Raw genomic sequence first — 26,229 nt, 5'->3', positions numbered from 1 at the left:
GAAGGGTGCGTCGACCGCGGTGTACACGATCGCCGATCACACGGCGATGCAGGACCGTTCGCAGGACGCGAAGGTCACGGTCACGTTCGCCGCGCCGAAGCCGGTGTTGACGTTGTCGAAGTCGGCGGGGCTTGCTGCCGGGGGTGAGACGGTGACGGTGACGGGCGAGAACTACAACCCGTCGCAGGCGATGTACCTGACGTTGTGCTCGGATGTGCCGCTCGAGGAGGTGTCGTTCGCGTTCATCTCTGCGGGGTGCACGTCGGGTGCGAAGCTCGTGACGCCGTCGCCGCGTTCGCCGTCGATGGTGAAGCTCGAGGCGGACGGCTCGTTCACGACGCAGTTCACGGTGACGTCGAAGGGTGCGTCGACCGCGGTGTACACGATCGCCGATCACACGGCGATGCAGGACCGTTCGCAGGACGCGAAGGTCACGGTCACGTTCGCCGCGCCCGAGCCGACGGGCCCGGTGCTCACCGTCACGCCGTCGACCGACGTCGACCCGGCCGAGGAGAACACCTTCACGATCACCGGCTCCGGCTACACCGGGCCGGGTGCGGCCTCCGGCGCGTACGTGCTGCTCGGCGACGCCGCCATCTGGTCGGGCGACGGGCCGCTCGTCGCCGACGGCTGGCTCGCCCAGGCCTGGGTGCGCCCCGCCCAGATCGTCGACGGCGCGTTCACGACGACCATCACCGTCCCGAAGGGGAGCTTCGACCCGTCGAAGCGGTACGTCGTCGCGAGCTCGGCCGCGCACGGACTCTCGGTCACCGACCGGTCGCTCGACGCCTTCGCGCCGATCACGGTGAAGGCGGGCACCACGCCGCCGGTCACCCCGCCGACGAAGCCGCCGACGAAGCCGGTCACGCCGCCGAAGCCGGCGAAGCCGACGATCCCCGGCGGCTCGCTGAGCTGGGGCGTCAACAAGGACTTCACCGACTACGTGACCGGCAAGATCGCGAAGGGATCGATCACGGTCACGGGCGGTGCGACCAAGTCGGGCGACGTGTTCCAGTTCGGCCAGACCGGCGGCAGCTTCACCGCGACCGCGAACCGCGGCACGGCCGAGTACGGCGGCACGATCGGCTTCAGCGGCCACGGCGGGCAGCTCGCGCTGACCTTCGCCGACCCGACGTTGCGCGTCATGTCGCCGACCGCCGGCATCCTCAGCGTCGTCGTCGACGGCACCCGTGTCGACCTCGCGAGCGTCGACTTCGGCGCCGCCGCGCGCAGCACCTCGAACGGCGCCGTGCGCTTCGCCGGCGCCCCCGTCACCCTGCTGTCGACCGGCGTGGCCGCGTTCAACGGCTTCTACGGGGCCGGTCAGGCGCTCGCACCCCTGACCGCGGTGCTCGGCGCACCCGCGGCGGCACCGGCGGGCGAGACCGGAGTGGTCGCGACCGTCGCCGCAGCGAAGCCGGCCCGGGCGATCCCGGGCACGCCGCCCGCGACCACGGGCATCGACCTCGACCAGGCGACGCTCGCCGCCCTCGTGGCCGGTGAGCAGGTGACCGTCTCGGTCGGCGGCTTCGAGCCGAACGAGACCGACGTCCACGTCGTCGTGTACTCCGAGCCGATCGTGCTCGCCCGCGACCTGCAGGCCGACGCCGCGGGCGTCGTCACGTGGACGGGCGCGCTGCCCGCAGGGCTCGAGGCGGGCGAGCACACGCTCACCTTCCAGGGATCGGTGGCGAAGGGCGTGCGCTTCGCACTCGCCGCGCCGAGCGGCCAGTGCGCCGTCGCCGGCGCGACGCTCGACTGGGGCGTCAAGGAGTCGTTCCGCTCGTACCTGTCGAGCGGCATCGCGAACGGCAGCTGGGAGGTGCAGGGCGCGACCGAGACCGACGGCGTGTTCGGCTTCACGGGCGGCACGGGCGCGTTCGACGCGTCGGCCGAGCGCGGCACGGTCGCCTTCGGCGGAAGCATCCGCTTCACCGGACACGAGGGCGTGCTCGACACGACCGTCTCGAACCCGGGCCTCGAGTTCGACGGCACCGCGGTGGCGTACCTGACGCTCGACGTCAGCGGCACGACCCAGGACGGCACCCCCGTCGAGGCGAAGCGGGTGCGGTTCGCCGAGCTCAACCTGTCGTCGGGCTTCGCCGCCGAGGAGGGCTCGCTCGTCGGCACCGCCGTGCCCGCGACGCTCACCGCCGACGGCGCGGCCGCGTTCGGCACCTACGGCGCAGGGGAGGAGCTCGACCCCGTCGACTTCCTCATCCCGCTCGCGGCCGACTGCGGCGTCGTCGTCGCGGTCGACGACGAGGCCTCCGCCGAGGTCGCGATCGACGACGAGGCGGCGACGGATGCCTCGGCCACGGCCGCCGGCGTCCCGTCCTGGCTGCTCTGGGCCGGACTCGGGCTCATCGTGGCCGCGCTCGTCGCGCTCGTCATCGTGCTCCTGATGCGGGCGCGCCGCTCCGCGGCCTGATCCGACGTACCCGAAGGGGCGGCCGGCGGAGACGTCGACCGCCCCTTCGGCGTGCGGGGCGATCGCACAGCACGATGCGGGACAATGGTGGGGTGAGCGACACCCACGATCAGCCCGAGACCCCCGAGCCCGCCGGGCAGGTGCCGGCCGAGGCATCCTCGTCGACCGAGTCGACGCCCGAGCCGCAGTACCGCACCGAGGCGAGCCGTGACGAGGTCGTCGTGCGCCGCAGCCCGCGCTACGGCGCGTTCATGCTGGCCGGGGCCGTCGTCGGCGCGATCGTCGCGCTCATCCTCTCCGTCTCGTTCGCGCCCAGCGAGGCCGAGCTCGCCGAGCGCATGGCCGACGACTTCACCTACAGCCAGGGCCAGGTGTTCGGCTTCCTGCTCATCTGCGGCGTCGCGATCGGCGGCGGCCTCGGCGCGCTCCTCGCGCTCATCGTCGACCGGGCGATGTCGCGACGCACCACCCGCGCCGTCGCCGAGCACGACGAGACGCACCGCGTCGACGGCTAGGCCCGAGCGCCCGCGATCAGCTGAGCTGCGTGCGCTCCACCCAGCCGAGGTACTCCTCGCTGACCGTGCCGGTGACGTACTCGCCGGTGAAGCACGAGAGGTCGAGCTGCTCGATCGAGGTGCCCTCGGTGATCGCCGCCTGGAGGTCGGCGACCTCCTGGTAGATCATGTGGTCGGCGCCGAGCTCGGCAGCGATCTCAGGGATCTTGCGGCCGTGCGCGATGAGCTCCTGACGGCTCGGCATGTTGATGCCGTAGACGTGCGGGAATCGCACGGGAGGCGCGGCCGAGGCGAACGTCACCTTGTTCGCGCCGGCGTCGCGGGCCATCTGCACGATCTGCTGCGAGGTGGTGCCGCGCACGATCGAGTCGTCGACGATCAGGATGTTCTTGCCGCGGAACTCGGTGCCCATCGCGTTGAGCTTCTGGCGCACCGAGCGCTTGCGCTCGGCCTGGCCCGGCATGATGAAGGTGCGGCCGACGTAGCGGTTCTTGTAGAAGCCCTCGCGGTACTCGATGCCGAGCTTCTGCGCGACCTGCATCGCCGACGGGCGCGACGAGTCGGGGATCGGCATGACGACGTCGATGTCGCCGAGGGGCATGTGCGTCGCGACGGTGCCGGCGAGCCGGTCGCCCATGCGCAGCCGCGACTCGTACACCGAGATGCCGTTCATGACCGAGTCGGGGCGGGCGAGGTAGACGTACTCGAACGAGCACGGCACGAGCGTCGGGTTCTTCGCGCACTGGCGCGAGATCATCTCGCCGTCGAGGGTGATGAAGATCGCCTCGCCGGGCTCGACGTCGCGCACGATCTCGTAGTCGCCGTTCTCGAGCACGAGCGACTCGCTGGCGACGATCCACTCGTCGCGGCCGGCCTCGGTCACGCGCTTGCCGAGGATGAGCGGGCGGATGCCGAAGGGGTCGCGGAAGGCGAGGAGGCCGTAGCCGGCGATCATCGAGATGACCGCGTAGGAGCCCTCGACGCGCTCGTGCACGTTCGCGACGGCTTCGAAGATCTGGTCGGGGTCGAGCTCGAGGCCCTTGATCTGCCCCTGCAGCTCGGTCGCGAGCACGTTGAGCAGCATCTCGGTGTCGCTCGTCGAGTTCACGTGGCGGCGGTCGATCGAGAACAGCTCGCTCGAGAGCTCGCGGGTGTTCGTGAGGTTGCCGTTGTGCACGAGGATGATGCCGTACGGCGCGTTCACGTAGAACGGCTGCGCCTCCTCCTCGCGCTCGGCGGCGCCCTTCGTCGTGTAGCGCACGTGGCCGAGGCCCATGTTGCCGATGAGCGAGCGCATGTCGCGGGTGCGGAACGCCTCGCGCACCTGCCCCCGCGCCTTCGCCATGTGGAAGACGGGGCCGTCGGCGGTGGCGATGCCCGTCGAGTCCTGCCCGCGGTGCTGCAGGAGGAGCAGGCTGTCGTAGATCTGCTGGTTGACGGGCTCGGTGGAGACGATGCCGACGATGCCGCACATGCGAGCGATGGCTCCTCGTGGGGGTGTGGTGAACGGCCGGAACCGGCCTCGTCGATTCTCCCATACTGCGCGGGTGAGCCCGCCGCATGCGGCCGCCTGCTCAGATGCGCAGCTTGGGTCGCCATCCGCGCGTCGAGACGGCGAGCTCGTTCCACGCGTTCACCGAGACCAGGAGGGCGAGCAGCGCCGCCAGCTCGTCGTCGGTGAACTGCGCGGATGCCTCGAGCCACACCTCGTCGGGGACGTGGGTCTCCGACAGCCGGGTGACCGCGTCCGCGAGGGCGAACGCCGCACGCTCGCGCGCCGTGAAGAAGTTCGACTCGGGCCAGACGGCGACGGCGTACAGCCGCTGCACGCGCTCGCCGGCGGTCGCCGCGTCGCGCGAGTGCAGGTCGACGCAGTAGGAGCAGCCGTTGAGCTGCGAGGCGCGCAGTCGCACGAGTTCACGCAGGCCCGGCTCGATGCCCGCGCGGTCGGCCTCGGCTTCGGCGGCCTCGTCGAGCGCGCTCACCGCACGCACGAACGCGGGGGCGACCCCGTCGAGGTCGAGCCGGCGCGCCGGGGCGACGGGGTCGGCGGAGGCTGCGGCGTGTTCGGTCGTCATGGTCATGGGATTCACGCTACGGAGGAGGGCGCGCGCTGGTAACGTCCAATTCCATGGCACGGGATTGGGCCGATTCCGGATTGGATCTGCATCTCGAGCTCGATCCGCGGCGCAAGGTCGCCTCGCTCGAGCAGGCGCTGCGCTCGGCGATCGCCGAGCGCCGGCTCGAGCCCGGCACCCGGCTGCCGCCGAGCCGGGGCCTCGCCGCCGACCTCGGACTCGCCCGCAACAGCGTCGCCGAGGTCTACGCGCGGCTCATCGGCGAGGGGCGGCTCGAGGCGCGGGTCGGCTCGGGCACCTGGGTGCGCGGCGTGACCGAGCCGGCCGCCGGTGCCCGCGTCGACCGCTCGACGCGCTTCGACCTCGACCTGCGCGGCGGTCTCCCGGACTCCTCGGGCTTCGCCCGCTCGGCCTGGGGACGGGCCGTCGCCCGGGCGCTCGCCGAGGCGCCCGCCGCCGCCTTCGCCTACGGGGCGCCCGAGGGCGCGCTCGAGCTGCGTCGGGCCCTGGCCGAGTACCTCGCGCGCACCCGCGGCGTGGTCGCGGGCGCGGAGGACGTGGTCGTCACCCACGGCTTCGGCGAGCTGCTCTCGCTCGTCGCCCGGGCCCTCGCGGCCCGCGGGAGCCGTCGCATCGCCGTCGAGGCATACGGACACGCCTCGCACCGCGAGGTGCTCGCCGCGGCCGGGCTCGAGCCCGTGCCGGTCGCGCTCGACGCCGACGGGCTCGTGGTCGAGCGGCTCGCGGGCCTCGGTGTCGACGCCGTGCTCGTGACCCCAGCCCACCAGTTCCCGACCGGGGTGCCGCTCTCGGCCCGGCGCCGGGCCGCGCTGGGCGAATGGGCACGGGCCTCGGGGGCGACCGTGATCGAGGACGACTACGACGGCGAGTTCCGCTTCGACGGGCGGGCGATCGGGGCGTTCCAGGCGCTCGCGCCCGCGCAGACCGTCTACGGCGGCACCGCGAGCAAGTCGCTCTCGCCCGCGCTCGGCATCGGCTGGGGCGTCGTGCCGTCGGCGCTGCGCGACGAGGTGCTCGCGCAGCGTCGGCTGAGCGGCTCGGCGACCGACGCCCTCTCGCAGCTCGCCCTCGCCGCGCTCGTCTCCGCGGGCGACTACGATCGCGCGGTGCGCGGGGCGCGCCTGCGCTACCGGGCCAGGCGCGAGCGGTTCGAGCGCCTCATCGCCGACGGGCTGCCCGGCACCCGCGTCGCCGGGCTCGAGGCGGGCCTGCACTGCCTGCTCGAGCTGCCGGCCGGCGTGGGCGAGGCCGAAGTCGAGCGAGCCGGTGAGGCGATCGGCCTGCGCTACGGCGGACTGGCCGGCTACGCCGCCGACGCCGTCACGGCGAGCACGCGGCCGCCGACGATGGTCGTCGGCTACGGCGCCCCGCCCGAGCATCGCTTCGACCGGGCCGTCGCCGCGGTGATCGCCTCGGTCGAGGCCGCCCGCACCGCGGAGATCTCGACCGGCTGAGTCGAAGTCGGATGGCCGGAGTCGCGAGTCGGGAGCCCGCCGATGGCCAGGCGCCTGCTCGTGGTCGCCTCGGCCCGATCAGCCGAGCGATGCGCGTGCGTGCCTGATGCGGCGCAGGCTGTGGTGGTAGCGCTCCTCTCGGACGCGGATGTGCAGCCACTGCTCGACGACGCCGACGCCGGTGACCGCGCGCACCGCCTCGAGGAGTTCGCGGAACTCGCGCACCGTGGTGAACACGACCGTCGCGAGCAGCTCGTACCGCCCGATCGCACTGGCGAGGAAGTCGGTGCCGGGGTGGGCCCTCAGGAGCGCGATGAGCTCATCGCGATCGCCGACTGACGAGAACCCGAATCCGAACATGAGCCCCGCGTCGTGCGCGTCGTCGCGTTGCATGATCGCGCCGATGCGCATCGCTCCGGAGTCCACGAGCCGCTGGACGCGGGCTCGGCACCCGCTGAGCGAGAGGCCGACGGCTTCGCCGAGCTCGGCGAAGCCGAGGCGTCCGTCGAGCTGCAGCAGCTCCATCAGTCGCAGGTCGATCTCGTCGATCTCGTCGGGACCGATGGTGGGCTCGCCGCCGAGGAGGAAGAAGCTGTGGATCAGTCGCTCGTAGATGAGCACGTCGACGTCGATGACGCCGGGCATCGACCGGATCGTCGTCACGTCCCGGCGCAGTTCGTCGAGGTCGGCGAGGTGCATCTCGATCACGATCTGCGTTCCGCCCGAGACCTCGGAGATGAAGGCGGGGGCGTCGAGCGCCCGGATCGCCTCCACGAGGGGGTCGATCGGACCCTCGGCGCGGACACCGAGACGGGCGAGCACGTCGAGGCCGAACAGGCTGGGGTGGAGCGCCGCGACGACGTTCAGTCGCCCGGAATCGAACAACGGCGAGAGCCGACGCGCGATGTTCGCCCGCGTCGTTCCGAGTCGCCGGGCGAGTTCGCTGTATGAGGCCCGGCCGTCGCGCCGCAGCATCGAGATCGCCTGTTCGGTGAGCTGATCCATGCGGAAAACCGTAGCGCAATTGTGCGCGGTGCGCACGACGATTCTGTGGTCGATGGCGCGCATACACGGAGTGATGCGCGAATACTGCTGATTCGCGCGTTCAGATCTGCGTTCAAACACGAGTTTCGCAGAAAACATGCGCTTGACATCGCCCATCGAGATGGTCAGAATCGTCCCCGAAACCCCCGCCCCTGCTTTCAATGGAGATCGCATGAACCACCGCACCCTGGCCGCCACCGCGGCCGCGCTGACCACGATCGGCCTGCTGGCCGCGTGCTCCTCATCCGACGGCGGCGGTTCGGCCGCATCGGGCGATGCCCCCGCCGGCCTCGCCGACGGTTCGAAGCTCGTCAACTGCATCGACCCCGAGTACGCGCCGCTCGAGTACTACGAGAACGGCTCAGACGGCGAGATCGTCGGCTTCGACGCCGATGCCGCCCGCGCCATCGCCGACGAGTGGGGCGTCGACATCCAGTTCGAGGTCACTGCCTTCGACGGACTCATGCCCGCGCTCCAGTCCGGCAGATGCGACATCCTGCTCAGCGGCCTCTACATGAGCGAGGAGCGCCTGCAGGTCGCCGACGCGTCGCCGATCATGAACGCCGGCCCCGCCATCATCGCATCGCCCGAGATCGCGGCGACGCTCGAGTCGGTCGAGGACCTCTGCGGGCTCAGGGTCGTCGCCCAGGCGGCCTCCGCCAACGCCGCGGCGATCAAGCAGGCGTCCGAGGACTGCACCGCCGACGGTGCCGATGCCATCGAGGTCCAGGAGTACCCGAAGGTCTCCGAGACCGTTCTGGCGGTGCTGAACGGCAAGGCCGATGCGCTCATCGAGACGAACGTCGGCGCCGCCTACATGGTGTCGCAGAACAAGGGAGAGCTCGAGCTCGCCGCCGGCGAGATCTTCCCGCCCGACACGACGTTCGGTGTCTTCACCAAGAAGGGCTCCGAGTTGTCGCAGCCCGTCGCCGACGCCCTGAAGTCGCTCTACGACGCGGGCACGCTCGCCGAGCTCGCCGAGAAGTACGAGCTCGAGCCGACGATCGTCGACGTCTACTAACACCCACCCGACCCGGCCGGGGCGCTGAGTCGCCCCGGCTCCGGAGGACTCGCCATGATCTTCGACCCCGCCATCTTCTTCGAGCAGCTCGCCAACCCCGCCTACCTCTGGGGCGCCCTGCTCTCGATCGCGGTCGCCGCGGTCGCCCTCGTCATCGCGACCGTCGTCGGCTTCTTCGTCGCCCTCGGCCGCACGTCGCCGAACGGCTGGTACCGCGGCCCGTCGGCCGCCTACACCTGGTTCTTCCGTGCGATCCCCGCGCTCCTCGTGCTGCTCATCATGTGGAACGCGCTTCCGCAGCTGCTGCCGTTCCTGCAGGCGGACTGGTACTCGCCGTTCATCGCCGCGTCGGTGGGCCTCGGCCTCGTCGAGGCGGCCTTCATGGCCGAGATCATCCGGTCGGCGCTCGCGAGCGTCGACGAGGGCCAGCCGCTCGCGGGCCGCGCACTCGGCATGAAGCCCGCACTCGTCATGCGCAAGGTGATCCTGCCGCAGGCGATCCGCGTCGCGCTGCCGCCGACCGGCAACGAGTTCATCGGGCTCATCAAGTACTCGTCGCTCGCCTCGGTCATCTCGCTGCGCGAGCTGCTGACGACCGCGCAGATCGGCGTGAACATCACGTTCCGCTACGCCGAGTACTACGCCGTCGCGATCATCTACTACCTCGTCATCGTGACGATCATCACGTTCATCCAGGGCCGCATCGAGCGCCGCTACGCCTGGACCTCGCGACCCTCGCGCCGTCGGTTCCGCCGGGTGGTGGCACCGACCGACACCGTCGCGATCGCGGCGGTCGAAGCCGAACGCATCCAGCGCGACGAGAAGGAGGTGCGGGCATGAGCGCCGCAGTCACGCCGCCCACCCTCGAGGTGCGCGACCTGCACAAGTCGTACGGCGGAGTCGAGGTCCTGAAGGGCGTCGAGTTCGATGTCGCGAAGGGGCAGGTGAAGGCCGTGCTCGGCCCGAGCGGCTCGGGCAAGTCGACGATGCTCCGCCTGATGGCCCTGCTGGAGCCGGCCGACCGCGGCGGCATCCTGCTCGACGGCCACCGCATCGGCTCGACCGAGCACGGCGGCCGGCTCCGGCACCACCACGAGCGCAAGCTCGCGGTCGAGCGGCGCCAGATCGGCATGGTCTTCCAGCGGTTCAACCTCTTCCCGCACATGACCGCGCTCGAGAACGTCATGGTGGGCCTGACCCAGGTGCAGAAGGTCGATCGCAACGCGGCGCGCGAGACGGCGTACGCGATGCTCACCCGCGTCGGCTTGGCCGACCGTGACGGCCACTACCCGTCCGAGCTGTCAGGCGGGCAGCAGCAGCGCGTCGCGATCGCGCGCGCCCTCGTGCTGAGCCCCCAGGTGATGCTGTTCGACGAGCCGACGAGCGCGCTCGACCCCGAACTCGTCGGCGAGGTGCTCGAGGTCATGGAGCAGCTCGCGAACGAGGGCATGACGATGATCGTCGTCACGCACGAGGTGCGGTTCGCCCGTCGCGCGGCCGACGAGGTGACGCTGTTCGACTCCGGCGTCATCGTCGAGCAGGCGACGCCCGACGAGTTCTTCGACGACCCGAAGCACGAGCGCACGAAGAAGTTCCTGAGCCATGTCCACTGAGCCCACCGAGCGGACCCTGCGCGCGGTCTACACCGACACCGACGACCTCGACCCCACCGCCGCGATCGCGACGCTCGAGGCGGCGGGCTTCGAGGTGGCCAGGCTCGAGACGCGCGACGCCGACGCGATCGTCGAGGCCGCGGCCGACGCCGACGCGCTTCTGGTCGGCTACGCGCCGATCACCGCCGAGATGATCGAGCGGATGCCGCGTCTGAAGCTCATCGCGACGCTGTCGATGGGCGTCGACATGGTCGACGTCGACGCCGCCTCCGAGCGCGGCATCTGGGTGGCGAACGTGCTCGGGGCGGCGACCGACGAGGTCGCGGCGCACGCACTCGCCCTCGCCCTCGCGGCCCGAAGCCTCACCGGTGCGCAGCATGTCGTGCGCCAGGGCGGTTGGCGGCTCGACGACGATGCCGACACCGACCCCGCCCCGCCGGCCACCACCGAGTCGGTGCTCGGCATCGTCGGCCTCGGCCGCATCGGTCGGCGTCTCGCCGAGTTCGCACGGCCGATGTTCGGCGAGATCCTCGCGACCGACCCCGTGCTGCCCGACGACGGGCCGACCCGGGCCGCGCTCGCGGCGGAGGGCATCCGTCGGGTCGGCCTCGATGAGCTGCTCAGCCGTTCCGACGTCGTGTCGCTGCACCTGCCCCTGACCGATGAGACCGCGGGACTGGTCGACGACGCATTTCTCGCGAAGCTCGCGCCCGGGGCGGTGCTCGTGAACGTCAGCCGCGGCGGGCTCGTCGACGAACGCGCATTGCTCGCCGCGCTCGACGCAGGGCGACTGGCCGGCGCCGGCCTCGACGTGCTCGAAGCGGAGCCGCCCGCCCCTCATCACCCCTTCCGCACGCACCCCAGGGTCGTGCTCACGCCGCACATCGCCTACCGCTCCGACCGCACCGGCCGGGAGTACACCGCACGCCAGGCGGCCAACGTCATCGAATGGGCCGCCGCAGGCCGACCGGTCAGCCCGGTCAATGCGCCCGCGGCCGCCGTCGCGACGCGCTGACGCGCGCCGCCCCACCCCTCATCAGCACGACCGGAGTCCACCATGCGCAAGCTCGCCACCTTCGACCGTCCCCTCGACGCGCTCACGCCCACCGTCATCACCGCCCGACGGATCCACACCCTCGACGACGCGACGAGCACGACTCAAGCGATGCTGGTCGTCGACGGCCGCGTCGCGGCCGTCGGAACCGTCGAGGAGTGCACCGCCGTCGCGGCCGGCTTCGCGCTCGCCGAACCGCACCGGCACGACCTCGGCGACGCCGTCGTGGTGCCCGGGTTCGTCGACGCGCACGCCCACCCCCTCATGCTCGGCCAGATGATGAGCTGGGTCGACTGCGGTCCGGCCAAGGCCGCGAGCATCCCCGAGATCGTGGCGCTGCTGAGGGCCGCTGCAGACACGGCGCCCGCCGGGCATCCGGTGCGCGGCTACGGCTACGAGCAGCGCAACCTCGCCGAACGCCGTCACCCGACCAGGTTCGAGCTCGACGAGGTCGCGACCGATCGCGAGGTGTACCTCATGAACGCGTCGGGCCACGGCGGCGTCGTGAACAGCCGGACCTTCGAGGTCAACGGCATCACGCGCGACACCCCGAACCCCGAGGGCGGCGAGTTCTTCCGCGATGCCGACGGCGAGCTCACCGGCGAGCTGTCGGATGCCGCGTGCAACGTGCTCACCGGTGTCTCGGGTGTGAAGATCGGCCATCACGGCCCGAACTTCCACCTCGGCGACGAGCCGGCCGAGCACCTGCGCCAGTTCGCCGCCGCGCAGCGCAACTTCCTGGAGGGCGGTGTCACCGCGATCGGCGACGCCCAGGTCTCGAAGCGCGAGTTCGACAACTACCTGCGTGTCGCGGAGGAGGGCGGCCTCGACGTCCGGGTCTCGATGTACGCGCTGTCGCACCTGCTCGACGACGTGCTCGAACTGGGGCTCAACGGCCAGTTCGGCAACGCGCAGCTGAGCTTCGCCGGCGTCAAGCTCTACGCCGACGGCACCCTGGGAGGGTGGACGGCCTACTTCCCCGAGGGCTACGTGGGAGACCCGTGCCGAACCGGCCAGCTCTACCACGAGCCCGACGAGTACCGCGAGCTCGTCGGACGTGCGCACGCCGCGGGCCTGCAGACGGCGACGCACGCGCAGTCGCCGACCGCTATCGAGATGGTCGTCTCGACCATCGAGGCGGTGCAGGCCGAGCGGCCCGACGACGACGCGCGCCATCGGATCGAGCACTGCGGGCTGCCGACGCCCGAACAGATCGAGCGGATGTCGCGGGCCGGGATCCGCCCCGTCAACCAGCCGCAGCACTACTACAACTGGGGCGAGGGCGTCGAGCAGGCGATCGGCACCCCCGGCGAGCGGTTCAACCCGCTCGGCGAGTTCGTGCGTGCGGGTGTGCCCGTGACCATCAGCTCCGACGCCCCGGTCGCCGACCCGCGCCCGCTCGAGGCCGTGCAGGCGGCGGTCACCCGGGTGACCCGGCGCGGGCACCGGCTCGGCCCCGACGACCTCGTCGTCGACCGGCTCACCGCGCTCCGCGGGCACACCATCGAGGGGGCGCGGTCCATCGGGCGCGAGGACGACCTCGGAAGCCTCGAACCGGGCAAGCGGGCGGACTTCGCCGTGCTCGACGCCGATCCGTTCGAGGTCGAGGCCGAGCGCATCGGGTCCATCCGCGTGCGCGAGACGTGGGTCGACGGCATCCTCCGCCACAGGGCCGCGGCATCGCCGTGGACGACCTCGGCCTCCGACCGGGCCCGGATCGAGACGGGGGTCGTCCGGTGAGCGCCGTGCTGCAGGCCGTGCCAGACCTCGAGCGCGCCGCCGCCGACGCCGCGGGGGTCGCCGTCGAGAACGCGGGGCTCGCAGTGCTCACCGCTCTCCGGGGCTACGGCGTCGACACCGTCTTCGGCATTCCCGGAACGCACAACCTCGAGTTCTACCGGCACCTGCCGAGGCTCGGCATGCGCGCCGTGACGAGCCGGCACGAGCAGGGAGCCGGGTACGCCGCCGACGGCTGGTCGCAGCAGACCGGCCTGCCCGGCGTCGTCATCACGACCTCGGGGCCGGGCCTGCTCAACGCGCTCTCGGCGATCGGCACGGCCTATTGCGAGTCGCGACCGCTCGTCGTGCTGTCGCCCGGGGTCGCCCGCGGGGCCGAGTTCGCCGACGTCGGCACGCTGCACGAGACGAAGGATGCGTCCGGTGCGGCGGGCTCGATCGCCGAATGGAGCCGTCGTGTGGAGTCGGCCGAAGCCGCCGTTGCGGCCGTCCACGATGCCTTCGAGCTGTTCCGCACGGGAAGGCCTCGGCCGGTGCACATCGAGATCCCGCTCGATGTGCTCGAGGCGGCGTGCGACCTCGACGAGCACCTGCTCGCGCCCCGGCCGACGCCCGGCGAGCGCGTCGTCGACACCGGCCTGCTGGCTCGCGTCGCCGCGATACTCGGTACGGCCGAACGCCCCGTCATCGTGGCCGGCGGCGGATCGACCCGAGCTGCGGGCCCGCTGCGCGCCCTCGCGGAACGCCTCGGCGCACCGGTCGTGACGACCCTCAACGGCAAGGGCGCGCTCGACGAGCGCCACCCGCTCGCGGTCGGCGCCGAACTGCGCCTCGAGTCGGCCCGCCGGGTCGTGAACGCCGCCGACGCGCTGCTCGTCGTGGGGGCGAAGCTCGGTGAGGCCGAGCTCTGGGGCGGGGTCATCGCCCCTGCGGGCGCGGTGATCCGCATCGACGTGCTCGAGAGCCAACTGCACAAGAACCTCGCGGCCGACCTGGGCCTCGTCGGCCACGCCGATGACGTGCTCGCCCGGCTCGTCGAGGCGCTCGCCGGACCCGAGCGCGCCGACACGCGCGTCGGGGCATCCTGGGTCGACCTCGATGCGGTGCGGGCCGAGTGCGCCGTCGAGGCGCGATCGTTCGCCCCGGTCACCTACGACGCCGCCGTGGCGATCGCCTCCGCGATCCCGCACGACGCGATCGTCTCGGGCGACTCGTCGCAGATCACCTACCTCGGCATGTCGAGCACGGTGCGCAGCACCCGTCCGCACGCGTTCCTGTACATGGCCGCCTACGCGACGCTCGGCTACGGCCTGCCCGCCGCGATCGGTGCCCGCGTCGCCGAGCCGCGCCGACCGGTCGTGAGCGTGCTCGGCGACGGGGCGCTCATGTTCTCCGTGCAGGAGTTCGCGACGGCCGTCGAACAGGGCCTCGACCTCACGGTCGTCTGCGTCGACAACGGCGGCTACCGCGAGATCGAGCAGAACGAGCACGACCGCGGGATCGAGCCGATCGGCGTGCGCCTCGTCCAGCCCGACTGGGCCGCGCTCGCCGAGGCGTTCGGCGCGCACGGGCATCGGACCACGAGCCGGGACGAGGTCGGCGACGTCGTCGCCCGCGCGATCGCCGAACCGGGGGTGAGTCTCGTCCACGTTCCCCTGCGGCTGTTCTCCGAGGCACCCGACTGACCGCGGGCCGGGCGGGCGCCGAGGTCGGGCGGGCGTTCGCCCTCAGTACTCCGAGGGCCTCGGCAGCACCGCCATCGTGCAGCGCGAGATGCAGACGAGCTTGCCGTCCTCCTGCGTGATCCTGATCTCCCACACCTGGGTCGTGCGGCCGCGCGTCAGCGGCGTCGCCTCGCCGTAGACCCAGCCCTCGGCGATCGGGCGCACGTGGTTCGCGTTGATCTCCATGCCGACGCAGTAGAACTGCGCGGGGTCCACGGTGAAGGTCGCGCCCCAGCTCGCGAGGGTCTCGGCGAGCGCGACGGATGCCCCGCCGTGCAGCACTCCGCCGGGCTGGCGCGTGCGCCCGTCGACCGGCATGCGGCCCTTCAGGGAGGTCTCGGTGATCTCGGTCATCTCGATGCCGAGGGCGCGCAGCGCCGTGCCCTCGCTCCGGGAGTTCGCCCACTCGACCCGGGGGTCGCCGTGCCAGATGCTCATTCCACCGAGTCTGGCACCGGCACCCGGCCTCAGGCCAGTTCGGCGATGATCGGGTGGATGGCGTCGTCGAACGCCGAGGCATCCGAACGCAGCGTGTCGGTGACCGCGACGGTCATCGCGCCGATCCACCAGACCCCGACGCCCGCGAGCGGCAGCACCTCGACGTTGAGCTCGAAGGAGTGCGCCCGGCGACCGACCTCGCGCTCGTGCTCGGCGATCGTCCCGGCGTAGGCGCGATACGAATTGCCGAGCCGCGCGGCCGAGACGCTGCGGTAGTTCTCGTGCGCCCACTCGGCCCAGGAACGGGCCGCCTCGGCATGCGGCACCACCGCGGCCGCGAGCACCTCGGCCCCCGAGGTGGGCAGCGCGATCTCGGTGTCGAAGGCGGGCACGAGCTCGAGGGGCACGGGCGAGGGGTGCGCCTCGGGTTCGACGGTCATCGCCCACCAGGCGCGCCACTGGCGCTCGAGCAGGTCGTGCCGGTCGATCTCGAGCCGATCGCCGACCGGGCCGACGTCGCGCAGCCGCGGCAGTTCGACGGGGGAGGCGATCGCGAGCACCTCGCGCAGGTAGAGGGCGAGGAGGACCGGGCGACTCGCGTTCTCACGGATCACCCACGATGGTGTGGCCCCCGGTGCCATGGTCGAATTCTACGCTCGCCTGCTGCGCACCCGCCCGGTGGAGCCGGGCGACACGCCGTCGCCCGAGCACGGGTACCCTTGACGGGTGAGCGCGAACTCGTCATATGCCGCTGCCGGAGTCGACACCCGGGCGGGGGATCTCGCCGTCGAACTCATGAAGGAGGCGGTCGCCGCCACCCACGGGCCGAACGTGCTCGGCGGGGTGGGCGGGTTCGCCGGCCTCTTCGACCTCTCGTTCGTGAAGGACTACGAGAAGCCGCTGCTCGCGACGTCGACCGACGGCGTCGGCACGAAGATCGCGATCGCGCAGGCCCTCGACAAGCACGACACCATCGGCCAGGACCTGGTGGGCATGGTCGTCGACGACATCGTGGTGGTCGGTGCGAAGCCGCTGTTCATGACCGACTACATCGCCTGCGGCAAGGTCGTGCCCGAGCGCATCGCCTCGATCGTCACCGGAATCGCCCGTGCCTGCGCCGACACCGGCACCGCCCTCGTCGGCGGCGAGACGGCCGAGCACCCCGGCCTGATGGGCGCCGACGACTACGACGTCGCCGGCGCCGCGGTCGGCGTCGTCGAGGGCGACCGCCTGCTCGGCGCCGAGCGCGTCGTCGAGGGCGACGTCGTCATCGCGATCGAGTCGAGCGGACTGCACTCCAACGGCTTCTCGCTCGTGCGCCACATCCTGAACGCGAAGGGCATCGGCTACACCGACGCCTCCGCCGAGCTCGGCACCAGCTGGGGCGAGGCGCTCCTCGAGCCGACCCGCCTCTACACCGGCCCGCTCGTGCAGCTGCTCGCCGGCGCCAACGGCACGGCCGTGCACTCGCTCTCGCACGTCACGGGCGGCGGCATCGCCGCCAACCTCGCCCGGGTGCTCCCGCTCGGCTCGCGCGTCGAGCTCGACCGCGCGACCTGGTCGCCCGCTCCGGTCTTCCGCGTGCTCAACGAGCTCGCCGGCACGACGCTCGAATCGACCGAGGGCACCTGGAACCTCGGCATCGGCTTCTTCGCCGTCGTCGACGCGGCGGCCGCTCCCGCGGTCATCGCCGAGCTCGGCACGCTCGGACTCCCCGCCTGGCAGGCCGGCACGGTCGCCTTCGGCGACGCGGCGACAGCCGCGGCCGACGGCTGGGAGCAGGGCGCCAAGGGCGTCGACGGCGGCGCGGTGCGCCTGGTCGGCTCCTACGCGGGCTGAGCCCGGCATGCGCCCCAGCGTCTCGTTCGGCATCATCGGCACGACGGATGCCTCGGCCGTCGCCGCGCTCGCACCGCGCCTCGAACGGCTCGGCTTCGCGACCCTCTGGGTGAACGACGTGCCCGGCGGCGACTCGCTCGCGCGCCTGCGGGCCGCGGCGGCGCGCACCGAGCGCCTGCAGCTCGCGACGGGCATCATCCCGATCGACCGGCGCCCGGTGGCGACGCTCGACCTCGACGGCATCCCCGCAGAGCGCACCGCGCTCGGCATCGGGTCGGGGCGCGCCGAGCGGCCGCTCCGCCTCATGCGCGACGGCATCGCCGAGCTGCGGGAGCGGAGCGAGGCATCCATCGTGCTCGGCGCGCTCGGGCCCCGGATGCGACGCCTCGGAGCCGAGCTCGCCGACGGGGTGCTCCTCAACTGGCTGACGCCCGCCGCTGCGATCGCCGCGACGGCCGAGCAGCGTGCCGCGGCCGTCGAGGCGGGTCGGTCGGCCGACGACGGACGCGTCGTGACCTATGTGCGCACCATCGCCGAGGAGGCGGCGCGACCGGCGCTCGAGCTCGAGGCGCACCGCTACGAGCAGGTGCCCGCCTACGCCGCGAACTTCGCCCGGCTCGGCACGGGCGCGCTCGACGCCACGATCTCGACGCCCGCGCGGCTCGCCGACTACCGAGCCGACGGCGTCGCCGACGAGGTGGTCGTGCGAGCGATCACCCCGGCGAACTCGCTCGCCGAGCTCGAGCGCTTCGCCGAGACGGTCGCCGGATGGCTCGCCGAGACGGCCGCCGACGCGCGCCTCAGCGAGGAGTGACGAGAGTCGATGAGGTGCGTCGGTGACCGTGACGGTGGCGACTACGCGCGCTGTTCGCGCTGTTCGTCGCCCGCGACATAGGTGTCGTCATCGTCGGCGTACTCCGCCCACTTCGACGCCTCATCGCTGTAATCGTCATGCTGCGAGCTCGTGAGCTCGCGCTCAAGCGCGTTGTAGTCGGTGTTCGGGCTGAAGTACTTCAGCTCCCGAGCGACCTTGGTGTGCTTGGCTTTCTGACGGCCGCGCCCCATGCGTGACCCCCTTACGACATCTGGCCGGGTGGGATTTGGTCTTCACCCGGCGCTCATCTGATAAATGAATTCGTCCAGCCGCCAGTTTAGCACCGCGGATCGCACCCGACGGCGGTCTCCACAGCACGTCCGATGTCGTTCGGCCGGCGTGCTGCGAGCACACAGGCAGACGTGCTGAGATTGGGGTGTGAACACGAGCCCCGAACGCGTCAAGGTGGTCGTGATCGGGGCCGGTCAAGCGGGTCTCTCGGTCGCGTACTACCTCCGCCGGTTCGAGCTCGTCGCCGGGCAGGACTTCGTCATGCTCGATCGCGCGCCCGGCCCCGGCGGCGCGTGGCAGCACCGCTGGTCGTCGCTCCGGCTCGGCACCGCGCACCGGGTGAACGACCTCCCCGGCCTCGGCGACCTCGGCCTCAGCTTCGACACCGCCGACCGTGCGCTCCCCGCGAAGGACGTCGTCGCCGAGTACTACGGGCGCTTCGAGGAGCACTTCGACCTGCAGGTGCGCCGACCCATGAACGTGCGCTCCGTCTCGAACGAGGGCGTCGACCTCCTCGTGCGCTACGAAGACCTGAGCCCCCAGCCCATCGAGGAGCTGAAGACCCGCGGCCTCTTCGGACGGCGGCGCAAGACCTTCGAGGCGCCGCAGGCCGCCGAGGCGCCGCAGCTCGAGATCTCGACCCAGTTCCTCGTCAACGCGACGGGCACCTGGGGCTCGCCGTTCGTGCCGTTCTACCCGGGCATGGGCGACTTCGCCGGGCGGCACCTGCACACCTCCGACTTCACCTCGGCCGAGGACTTCCGCGACCAGCACGTCGTCGTCGTCGGCGGCGGCACGAGCGCGATCGGCTTCATGCTCGAGCTCGAAGACGTCGCCGCGGGCCTCACCTGGGTGTCGCGTCGCCCGATCGACTGGATCGACCGGCAGGAGCTCGACCTGGAGGGCGCCTCGGCGGCCGTCGCCATGCAGGACGAGGCAGCGCGCTCGGGGCGGGCGCTCCCGTCGATCGTGAGCGGCACCGGCGTGCCGAAGAGCCGCCGCATCGCCGCAGGCATCGAGCGCGGGCTGCTCGTCGCGCGCCCGATGTTCGACCGCATCGAAGGCGACCGCGTCGTCTGGGACGGCGAGCAGCAGGGCACGGCCCGCGCCGACGCGATCATCTGGGCCACGGGGTTCCGCCCCGAGCTGCGCCACCTCGCGCCGCTGAAGCTCCGCGAGAAGGCGGGCGGCGTGACCGTCGGGCAGGGCGCCGCGTGGAGCGACCCCCGCATCTTCCTCGCCGGCTACGGGCCGCAGGCCTCGACCATCGGCGCGAGCCGGGCGGGTCGCATGATCGCCCGCCAGATCATGGCGATGCTCTAGCTACTCGGTCGGCAGCCGCTGCGGCGGCTGCGCGAACTCGTACGACTCGCGCACGAGCTCGGCCAGCACGTCGAGGTCGACGTCGGCCAGGTCCTTCACGTAGAGGCAGCCGACCCCCGTCGTGTGCGGGCCGAGGCGCTCGAGCAGCTCGGGCCGCTCCGTCAGCCCCGGCACGAGGTAGACCGTCGAGGCCGCCTTCCGCGGCGAGAACGCGGCCGCCGGCGTCGTGCCCTCGCGCCCGCTCTCGTAGCGGTAGTGGTACTCGCCGAACCCGACGATCGACGGGCCCCACATGTAGGCGGCCTCGCCGGTCACGCGCTCCATGAGGGCGAGGAGCGTCGCGGCGTCGCGCCGGCGCACCCGATGCGTCACCCCGTCGAGGAACACCTCCACCGGGACATCCGTGCGACCCGTCGCCATGCCCGGAGCCTACCGCCCGCGCTTCGAATCGCTCTCGGCGAGCGGGCGCCGGGGCACCGGGCGCCGCGGCTCGCCGCGCCGGTCCTGGCCGGGCAGCGGGCGGGAGCGCCGGCCGTACAGGAGGTCTGAGGAGTCGAGCAGCCAGGGCACGAGCGCGACCGTCACGCCGTGCACGAGCATGAGCTTCTGCCGGATGCGGCGGGCCTTGTGGTTGTGCAGGATGTTCTCCCACCAGTGGCCGACGATGAACTGCGGCATGTAGACCGTGATCACCTCGGAGCCGTGCTCCTCGCGGTGCTGCTTGATGTACTGGATGAGCGGGTGGCTGAGGTCGCGGTACGGCGACGACAGGATGCGCAGCTTCACGTGGATGTTCATCTTCACCCACTCCTTCTTCAGCTGCTTCGTCTGCGCCTCGTCGATCGAGACGTGCACGGCCTCGAGCGAGTCGTGGCGGGCGGCGATCGCGTAGTCGAGCGCCTTCAGCGTCGGCTTCTGCATGCGGCCGACGAGCACGATCGCGTGGTCGCCGGTCGAGCCGAACGTCGTGGTCGGGTCGACCTCGATCTCGCGCTCGACGTCGCGGTAGTAGCGGTGCACGCCCATCATCAGGAAGAAGAGGATCGGCATCAGCACGAACACGATCCAGGCGCCGTGGGTGAACTTCGTGACCGTGACCACGATCAGCACGACCGCGGTCATCGCGGCCCCGATGGCGTTGATCACGAGGGCGCGCACGATCGCGCCGCGCGTGAGGGGCTTCGCCCCCTCGGCGAGCGCCTGGGCCTGGGCGTGGGTCGGCGCCTGCGCCTTCCCGCTGCGCGAGGGGTGCGAGCGATCGGGGGCGCGCAGCGCCCGCAGCCAGTGACGCACCATGCCCGTCTGTCCGAGCGTGAACGACACGAACACGCCGATGATGTAGAGCTGGATGAGCACCGTCAGGTTCGCCTGGAACACGATCAGGATGACCGAGGCCGCGAGCGCGAGGATGAGCACGCCGTTCGAGTAGATGAGGCGGTCGCCACGGGTCGAGAGCGACTTCGGCGCGTAGCCGTCGCGGGCGAGCACCGAGCCGAGCAGCGGGAACCCGTTGAACGCGGTGTTCGCGGCGAGCAGCAGCACGAGCGCCGTCGCCGCCTGGATGACGTAGAAGAAGACCGTCGAGTCGCCGAACGTCGCCGCCGCGACCTGCGCGATGAGGCTGCGCTGCGGCTCGGTCTCGCAGCCGGCCCAGCCGATGAGGTGGCACGGGTCCTCGGCGTAGTGCACCTGGGAGACGATCGCGAGCGCGGTGAGGCCCGCGAACAGCACGATGGCGATGCCGCCCATGAGCACGAGCGTGCGCTGGGCGTTGCGCACCTTCGGCACCCGGAAGGCCGGGACGCCGTTGGAGATGGCCTCGACGCCCGTCAGCGCGGAGCATCCGCTCGCGAAGGAGCGCAGGAGCAGCAGGATCATCGCCGCCTGCGTCATCTGCTCGGCCTGCACCTCGTAGCCGGCCGACTCCGCGACCGGGGGGTCGCCGAGGATCGTGCGGCCGAGTCCGACGACGACCATCACGAAGACGCTGCCGATGAACAGGTAGGTCGGCACGGCGAACGCCTTCGACGACTCGCTCACGCCGCGCAGGTTGATCGCGGCGAGGATCACGACGAAGAGGACCGCGAGCTCGACCCGGAAGGGATCGAGCTCGGGGATCGCGGAGATGATGTTGTCGACGCCCGAGGCGACCGACACGACGACGGTCATGACGTAGTCGACGAGGAGCGCGGAGGCCACGACGAGGCCGGCCTTCTCGCCGAGGTTGCGGTGCGCGACCTCGTAGTCGCCGCCGCCCGACGGGTAGGCCCTGATGAGCTGCCGGTAGCTCGCGACGACCGTCACGAGCAGCACGACGACCGCGAGCGCGACCCACGGGGCGAAGCTGAGGAAGGCGAGCCCGCCCACCATCAGGATCATGAGGAGCTCCTGCGGTGCGTACGCCACGGAGGAGAGGGGGTCGCTCGCGAAGATCGGCAGCGCCAGGTGCTTGGGAAGCAGTTGCCCCTCGAGTTTCTCGGTGGGCAGGGGGTCGCCGATGATCCAGTGCTTCGGCGACTTCAGTTCTGCAGGCGGTTCGCCCGCGTCGTTCGTCACGGCGGACGACACTACTCCCGGAGAGGCGAATGTCAAGACGGGCTTGCTAGAGTTGGTCCGCTCTGCCCCATCCACCGAACTCCGGGAGCCACCGTGAATCGTGCGACGCAGCTCGCACGCGGCGCTGCGACGGCCTCGGTCGCGCTGTTCCTCGCGGCGTTCTCGCACGGCGTCGCCGGCGGCGAGGCCCCGGGCGGCGTGGGGCTGGCGCTCGCCGTGATCGTCGCGCTCGGCGCCTCGGTCGCCTTCGTCGGCCGCCGCACCACTCCCGTGCGCACCGCCCTCGCGGTGATCGTCAGCCAGGGCGCGTTCCACCTGCTCTTCGGCGTCGGCGCCGGCGCCGGCACGGGCGAGTTCGTGGTGAGCGGCGCGGGGCACCATCAGACGGTCGCGTTCGTCGACGCGGGCGGCGCAGCGGCGCACGCCGGGCACGCGGCCCATGCGGGTCTCGGCGTCGGGGCGATGTTCGCCGGTCACGCGCTCGCCGCGGTGCTCACGATCGTCTACCTCCTCGCCGTCGAACGGGTCGCCTGGGCAGCGCTCGCCGCGGCGACCCGACGCTTCGTCCTCGTGCTCAGCGGTCGCGCCGCCGAGCCCGTGGTCGTCGCCGAGCAGCCGGCGCGCCCACGGCTCGGCGCCGTCGCGCCGCTGCGGCTCAGCTCGCGACTGCGCTTCGCCGCGCTCCGCTACCGCGGCCCGCCGTCCCTCCTCGCCTTCGCCTGACCCTCCGCCGTTCGGCGGAACATCACGAAGACTCCGGATGCCTCGCGCCCCACTCGGCGCGGCACGGCACGCCGTCCGTCCGGAGCACGAGGAGAGAGACTCCCGAATGAACCAGCGCACCACCGCCGCGACCGTCGCGGCCCCCGCCAACCGCCTCCGCGCCGCCCTCGTCGCGGCCGCCGCCATCACCTTCGCCGCCGCGCTCGCCCTGACCGGCGGCACCGCCGCGCAGGCGCACGACGAGCTCATCGGCTCGAGCCCCGAGCCCGGCCAGGTGTTCGAGACCTCGCCGGCCGAGGTCTCGCTCGAGTTCTCGAACGACATCATCGAGGTCGGCACCGCCGTCGTCGTGGTCGACCACCACGGCGAGGAGATCGAGGTCGGCGACCCCGTCATCACGGGCCCGACCGTCACCGCGGCCCTGCCCGCCGACCTCTCGGGCGAGTACCAGGCCCGCTGGCGCGCCGTGTCGAGCGACGGCCACCCCATCGAGGGCACGATCGACTTCGGCGTGGGCGCCGACGCGACCGGTACCTGGACCGAGGAGGCACCGCACGACGGCGCCGCCGCGAGCGACGACGCCGACGGGCACGCCGATGGCGAAGAGGGCGACCACGCAGAGGGCGACCACGTCGAGGACACCGCGGCGGGCCCCGACGGCTGGGCCGTCGCCGGATTCGTGGTCGGCGGCCTCGGGGTCATCGCGCTGATCGTCGCGGTCATCGTGAACGCGCGTCGCAAGAGCGCCGGCCCCGGCGCGGGCGACGGCCCCACGGCGGGCAGCGGCCCCGACGCCGGCAACGGCCCGGCCGCCTGAGCCGCGGGGAACGATGATCATGCAGCGACACACCGCGATCACCCCTGCCCTCGGGGCGGCCCTCGCCGCCCTCCTCCTGCTCTCGGGCTGCGCCGGCACCGCCGGCGCCGCCGCGGGCGAGACCGCCGCACCGACCGCCGCGGCCGAGGCGGCGGCATCCGTCACCGTCGAGGAGGCCTGGGTCAAGGCCGCCGCCGACGGCATGACCGCCCTCTTCGGCGAGCTCGTGAACGACGGCGCGGCCGACGTCACGCTCGTCGGCGCCACGACCGATGCCGCCGAGACGGCCGAGCTGCATGAGACCGTCGAGTCCGACGGCACCATGCAGATGCGGCAGAAGGAGGGCGGCTTCGAGCTGCCCGCCGGTGAGACCTTCGCGCTCGAGCCGGGCGCGAACCACGTCATGCTCATGGGCCTGACCGGCCCCGCGCTCGCGGGCGACGAGGTCACCGTGACCCTCGAGTTCTCGGACGGCTCGACGCTCGACGTCACCGCGCCCGTGAAGGACTACGCCGGAGCCAACGAGCAGTACGACGACGGGCACGAGGCGCACTGATGACGGGCGAACCCGGCGGTTCCGGGTTCTCGCGGCGGCAGCTCCTGCTCGGAGGTGCCGCCGCGGCCGGAGCCGGCGCGGCGAGCGTGCTCGGAGCCCAGGCGATCGGCGGCGCCCTCGCGGGCACCTCCGGCACGACGAGCGCCGAGGCGTCGGCCGCGGCGGCCGCAGCCGCCCGTGAGACCGCCGTCGGCGAGGCGATCGTGCCGTTCCACGGCGCCCGCCAGGCCGGCATCGAGACCCCGCCGCAGGCCCACGCGCGCTTCATCGCCCTCGACCTCGCCCCCGAGGTCGACGCCGCAGCGCTCCGCCGCTTGCTGCGGGTGTTGAGCGACGACGCGTCGCGCATCACGCAGGGGCGCGCGCCGCTCGCCGACACCGAGCCCGAGCTCGCCCTCATGCCCGCGCGGCTGACCGTGACCTTCGGGTTCGGCCCCGGCCTCGTCGCGTGCGCCGGCGGCGTCGCGCCCGAGTGGCTGCGCCCGCTGCCCGCGTTCGGCATCGACCGGTTGCGACCCGAGTTGAGCGGCGGCGACCTGCTCGTCCACCTCGGCGCGGACGACCCCGTGACCGTCGCCCACGCCGCTCGCATGCTGCTGAAGGACGCCCGCTCGTTCGCGAGCGTGCGCTGGTCGCAGCAGGGGTTCCGGCGGGCAGCGGGGGCAGAGGCATCCGGTTCGACGATGCGCAACCTCTTCGGGCAGCTCGACGGCACCGTCAACCCGGCGCCGGGCACCGACGACTTCGACGAGCTCGTCTGGTCGACCGGCGAGCCGTCGTGGCTCGCCGGCGGCACCTCGATGGTGCTGCGCCGCATCGCGATGGACCTCGACGGATGGGACCGAGTCGACCGGCCGGGCCGCGAGGCCTCGGTCGGGCGCAAGCTCGGCAGCGGCGCACCGCTCACCGGCGAACACGAGCACGACGAACCCGACTTCGAGGCGCTGACTCCGGTCGGCTTCCCCGTGATCGGCGACTTCTCGCACCTGCGGCGCTCGCGCAGCGAGGTGCCGGGCGAGCGCATCTTCCGGCGCGGGTACAACTACGACGAGTCGCCCGCCGACGGGTCGATCTCGGACGCGGGGCTGCTGTTCGCCTCGTACCAGGCCGACGTCGACCGGCAGTTCGTGCCGATCCAGCGGCGGCTCGACGAGCTCGACCTGCTGAACGAGTGGACGACCCCGATCGGCTCGGCGGTCTTCGCGATCCCGCCGGGCTGCGCCGAGGGCGGGTACGTCGGCGACACGCTCGTCTGAACCCGCCGCAGCCGCTGCCGCTGCTCGTGCAGGAGAATTGCGCTGAACCGCCCTGTGGGGCAGGGATAGGGCCTCATCTCCTGCACGAGCAGCATTGCTCGCTCGAGTTCAGCGGAACGCGAGGTAGGCGGCCGCCGCCGCGCCGAGGCCGAGCACGAGCGTCACGGCGACGTTCAGCACCGCCGCGCGCCAGCGGCCGCCCGTGGCGAGCTCGATCGTCTCGACGCTCCAGGTGCTGAACGTCGTGAGGCCGCCGCAGAAGCCGGTGACGAGCACGAGCCGCAGGTCGCCGTCGAGCGCCGCGCGCTCGGCGAGGCCGATGAGCGCCCCAGCGACGCCCGAGCCGACGACGTTCACGATCAGGATGCCGCCCGGCAGGTGTCCCGGCCGCACGGGGAACGCCTTCGACAGGAGGTAGCGCAGGAGTGCGCCGACGGCGCCCGCTCCGAGCACGGCCGCAACGACGAGCGGGCTCAGCGCCCCGGTCACAGGGTGGCCCCCGCGTCGCTGACCTCATGGGGCATCGGGCGGTGCGCGAGCCGCGAACCGAGCTTCAGGCCGAGCGCGGCGAGCAGCAGGCCGCCCAGCACCGACACGAGGAGGTAGAGGGCGGCGAGCCAGGCCTCGCCCTCACGGGTGAGCACGAGCAGCGACGCCATCACGGCCGAGAGCGTGGTGAACGAGCCGATGAGGCCCGAACCGAGCCCGGCCTTCAGCCACCCGGGCGTCGTCGGCCTCGTCCACAGCCCGCCCACGAGCCAGCCGAGCGCGAGTGTGCCGACGAGGTTCACGACGAGCGTCTCGATCGGGAATTCCGCGTCGCCGTGCGGGAATGCGAGATCGAAGCCGAGCCTGAGGCCCGTCCCGGCCACGCCGCCGACCGCGACCGCGAGGAGCGTCAGGGCGGGGGAGGAGCGCACCACT

The 26,229-nt window shown here is 72.3% G+C and carries 26 protein-coding genes; 16 read left to right on the top strand and 10 right to left on the bottom strand.

All coding sequences use genetic code 11. From position 1 onward, the window contains the following. Together ACFVTH_RS05200 and ACFVTH_RS05195 are read left to right on the top strand one after the other, a co-directional pair. Positions 1-2,431, top strand: a 2,431-nt coding sequence (locus tag ACFVTH_RS05200) for an HtaA domain-containing protein (protein WP_387087399.1), incomplete at its 5' end; no start/stop codon positions are given. Positions 2,432-2,523: 92 nt separating this feature from the next. Continuing rightward, positions 2,524-2,946 (top strand): hypothetical protein, encoded by a 423-nt coding sequence (locus ACFVTH_RS05195; RefSeq protein ID WP_387087397.1) that lies wholly within the window; start codon positions 2,524-2,526, stop codon positions 2,944-2,946. A gap of 16 nt (positions 2,947-2,962) precedes the next feature. Here the strand turns inward: ACFVTH_RS05195 and purF are convergent, their stop codons facing one another. Next, on the bottom strand, positions 2,963-4,420 hold the full coding sequence (purF, locus tag ACFVTH_RS05190; protein ID WP_387087395.1) for an amidophosphoribosyltransferase: 1,458 nt from the start codon (positions 4,418-4,420) through the stop codon (positions 2,963-2,965). A 100-nt stretch (positions 4,421-4,520) separates the two neighbouring features. After that, positions 4,521-5,030 (bottom strand): carboxymuconolactone decarboxylase family protein, encoded by a 510-nt coding sequence (locus ACFVTH_RS05185; RefSeq protein ID WP_387087393.1) that lies wholly within the window; start codon positions 5,028-5,030, stop codon positions 4,521-4,523. Positions 5,031-5,077: 47 nt separating this feature from the next. Here ACFVTH_RS05185 and ACFVTH_RS05180 point away from each other — a divergent pair, with 47 nt between their 5' ends. Further along, a complete protein-coding gene (locus ACFVTH_RS05180; RefSeq protein WP_387087391.1) occupies positions 5,078-6,499 on the top strand; it encodes a PLP-dependent aminotransferase family protein in 1,422 nt (473 codons plus the stop codon). A 78-nt stretch (positions 6,500-6,577) separates the two neighbouring features. Here the strand turns inward: ACFVTH_RS05180 and ACFVTH_RS05175 are convergent, their stop codons facing one another. Continuing rightward, positions 6,578-7,504: an Lrp/AsnC family transcriptional regulator gene (locus ACFVTH_RS05175; RefSeq protein ID WP_387087389.1), complete on the bottom strand. Its 927-nt coding sequence runs from the start codon at positions 7,502-7,504 to the stop codon at positions 6,578-6,580. Positions 7,505-7,715: 211 nt separating this feature from the next. Between ACFVTH_RS05175 and ACFVTH_RS05170 the strand changes: the two genes are divergently transcribed. From ACFVTH_RS05170 to ACFVTH_RS05145, 6 genes are read left to right on the top strand one after another with little or no spacing between them, the layout of a single operon-like run. Next, on the top strand, positions 7,716-8,564 hold the full coding sequence (locus tag ACFVTH_RS05170; protein ID WP_387087387.1) for a transporter substrate-binding domain-containing protein: 849 nt from the start codon (positions 7,716-7,718) through the stop codon (positions 8,562-8,564). Between the two features lie 54 nt (positions 8,565-8,618). Then, on the top strand, positions 8,619-9,404 hold the full coding sequence (locus ACFVTH_RS05165) for an amino acid ABC transporter permease (protein ID WP_387087385.1): 786 nt from the start codon (positions 8,619-8,621) through the stop codon (positions 9,402-9,404). After that, positions 9,401-10,177, top strand: a complete 777-nt coding sequence (locus tag ACFVTH_RS05160) for an amino acid ABC transporter ATP-binding protein (protein WP_387087383.1) — start codon at positions 9,401-9,403, stop codon at positions 10,175-10,177. The genes ACFVTH_RS05165 and ACFVTH_RS05160 overlap by 4 nt, the downstream gene beginning before the upstream one ends. Continuing rightward, positions 10,167-11,192, top strand: coding sequence for a C-terminal binding protein (locus tag ACFVTH_RS05155; RefSeq protein WP_387087381.1), 1,026 nt, complete (start codon positions 10,167-10,169; stop codon positions 11,190-11,192). The genes ACFVTH_RS05160 and ACFVTH_RS05155 overlap by 11 nt, the downstream gene beginning before the upstream one ends. A gap of 42 nt (positions 11,193-11,234) precedes the next feature. Continuing rightward, positions 11,235-12,971, top strand: a complete 1,737-nt coding sequence (locus ACFVTH_RS05150; RefSeq protein ID WP_387087379.1) for an amidohydrolase — start codon at positions 11,235-11,237, stop codon at positions 12,969-12,971. Between the two features lie 5 nt (positions 12,972-12,976). Next, positions 12,977-14,653 (top strand): thiamine pyrophosphate-binding protein, encoded by a 1,677-nt coding sequence (locus ACFVTH_RS05145; protein WP_387088738.1) that lies wholly within the window; start codon positions 12,977-12,979, stop codon positions 14,651-14,653. Between the two features lie 42 nt (positions 14,654-14,695). Here ACFVTH_RS05145 and ACFVTH_RS05140 read toward each other — a convergent pair whose 3' ends face one another. Continuing rightward, a complete protein-coding gene (locus ACFVTH_RS05140) occupies positions 14,696-15,130 on the bottom strand; it encodes a PaaI family thioesterase (protein WP_387087377.1) in 435 nt (144 codons plus the stop codon). A 29-nt stretch (positions 15,131-15,159) separates the two neighbouring features. Further along, positions 15,160-15,771, bottom strand: a complete 612-nt coding sequence (locus ACFVTH_RS05135; RefSeq protein ID WP_387087375.1) for a zinc-binding alcohol dehydrogenase — start codon at positions 15,769-15,771, stop codon at positions 15,160-15,162. 85 nt (positions 15,772-15,856) lie between these two features. Here ACFVTH_RS05135 and purM point away from each other — a divergent pair, with 85 nt between their 5' ends. Together purM and ACFVTH_RS05125 are read left to right on the top strand one after the other, a co-directional pair. Then, entirely contained in the window at positions 15,857-16,969 is a 1,113-nt protein-coding gene (gene purM / locus ACFVTH_RS05130) for a phosphoribosylformylglycinamidine cyclo-ligase (RefSeq protein WP_387087373.1), read from the top strand. A 7-nt stretch (positions 16,970-16,976) separates the two neighbouring features. Continuing rightward, complete coding sequence (locus tag ACFVTH_RS05125) at positions 16,977-17,783, top strand: LLM class flavin-dependent oxidoreductase (RefSeq protein WP_387087370.1); 807 nt, start codon at positions 16,977-16,979, stop codon at positions 17,781-17,783. A gap of 41 nt (positions 17,784-17,824) precedes the next feature. Here the strand turns inward: ACFVTH_RS05125 and ACFVTH_RS05120 are convergent, their stop codons facing one another. Then, positions 17,825-18,034: a DUF3073 domain-containing protein gene (locus ACFVTH_RS05120; RefSeq protein ID WP_386942265.1), complete on the bottom strand. Its 210-nt coding sequence runs from the start codon at positions 18,032-18,034 to the stop codon at positions 17,825-17,827. A gap of 187 nt (positions 18,035-18,221) precedes the next feature. Between ACFVTH_RS05120 and ACFVTH_RS05115 the strand changes: the two genes are divergently transcribed. Next, entirely contained in the window at positions 18,222-19,397 is a 1,176-nt protein-coding gene (locus tag ACFVTH_RS05115; protein WP_387087368.1) for an FAD-dependent oxidoreductase, read from the top strand. Here ACFVTH_RS05115 and ACFVTH_RS05110 read toward each other — a convergent pair whose 3' ends face one another. Together ACFVTH_RS05110 and ACFVTH_RS05105 are read right to left on the bottom strand one after the other, a co-directional pair. Further along, the gene (locus tag ACFVTH_RS05110) at positions 19,398-19,817 is read right to left on the bottom strand and encodes a DUF1801 domain-containing protein (protein WP_387087366.1); all 420 of its coding nucleotides are present in this window, start codon (positions 19,815-19,817) and stop codon (positions 19,398-19,400) included. Between the two features lie 9 nt (positions 19,818-19,826). Continuing rightward, the gene (locus ACFVTH_RS05105; protein ID WP_387087364.1) at positions 19,827-21,953 is read right to left on the bottom strand and encodes an APC family permease; all 2,127 of its coding nucleotides are present in this window, start codon (positions 21,951-21,953) and stop codon (positions 19,827-19,829) included. Between the two features lie 93 nt (positions 21,954-22,046). Here ACFVTH_RS05105 and ACFVTH_RS05100 point away from each other — a divergent pair, with 93 nt between their 5' ends. The 4 genes from ACFVTH_RS05100 (at position 22,047) to ACFVTH_RS05085 (ending at position 25,305) form a co-directional block, all read left to right on the top strand. Next, positions 22,047-22,676 (top strand): hypothetical protein, encoded by a 630-nt coding sequence (locus ACFVTH_RS05100; RefSeq protein ID WP_387087362.1) that lies wholly within the window; start codon positions 22,047-22,049, stop codon positions 22,674-22,676. A gap of 106 nt (positions 22,677-22,782) precedes the next feature. Continuing rightward, entirely contained in the window at positions 22,783-23,493 is a 711-nt protein-coding gene (locus ACFVTH_RS05095) for a copper resistance protein CopC (RefSeq protein ID WP_387087360.1), read from the top strand. Between the two features lie 19 nt (positions 23,494-23,512). Beyond that, positions 23,513-24,049 carry a copper chaperone PCu(A)C gene (locus ACFVTH_RS05090; RefSeq protein ID WP_387087358.1) on the top strand — a complete coding sequence of 179 codons (537 nt, stop codon included), beginning with the start codon at positions 23,513-23,515 and terminating at the stop codon, positions 24,047-24,049. After that, positions 24,049-25,305, top strand: a complete 1,257-nt coding sequence (locus ACFVTH_RS05085; RefSeq protein ID WP_387087356.1) for a Dyp-type peroxidase — start codon at positions 24,049-24,051, stop codon at positions 25,303-25,305. Before ACFVTH_RS05090 ends, ACFVTH_RS05085 begins: the two co-directional genes overlap by 1 nt. 108 nt (positions 25,306-25,413) lie before the next feature. Here ACFVTH_RS05085 and crcB read toward each other — a convergent pair whose 3' ends face one another. Beyond that, positions 25,414-25,794 (bottom strand): fluoride efflux transporter CrcB, encoded by a 381-nt coding sequence (crcB, locus tag ACFVTH_RS05080; protein WP_387087354.1) that lies wholly within the window; start codon positions 25,792-25,794, stop codon positions 25,414-25,416. Next, complete coding sequence (locus ACFVTH_RS05075) at positions 25,791-26,225, bottom strand: fluoride efflux transporter FluC (RefSeq protein WP_387087352.1); 435 nt, start codon at positions 26,223-26,225, stop codon at positions 25,791-25,793. The genes crcB and ACFVTH_RS05075 overlap by 4 nt, the downstream gene beginning before the upstream one ends. Positions 26,226-26,229 lie beyond the last annotated feature (4 nt).

Source organism: Agromyces sp. NPDC058104 (assembly GCF_042884835.1).
Lineage (GTDB): Bacteria > Actinomycetota > Actinomycetes > Actinomycetales > Microbacteriaceae > Agromyces.
This window is presented reverse-complemented; position numbering and strand designations above follow the sequence as displayed.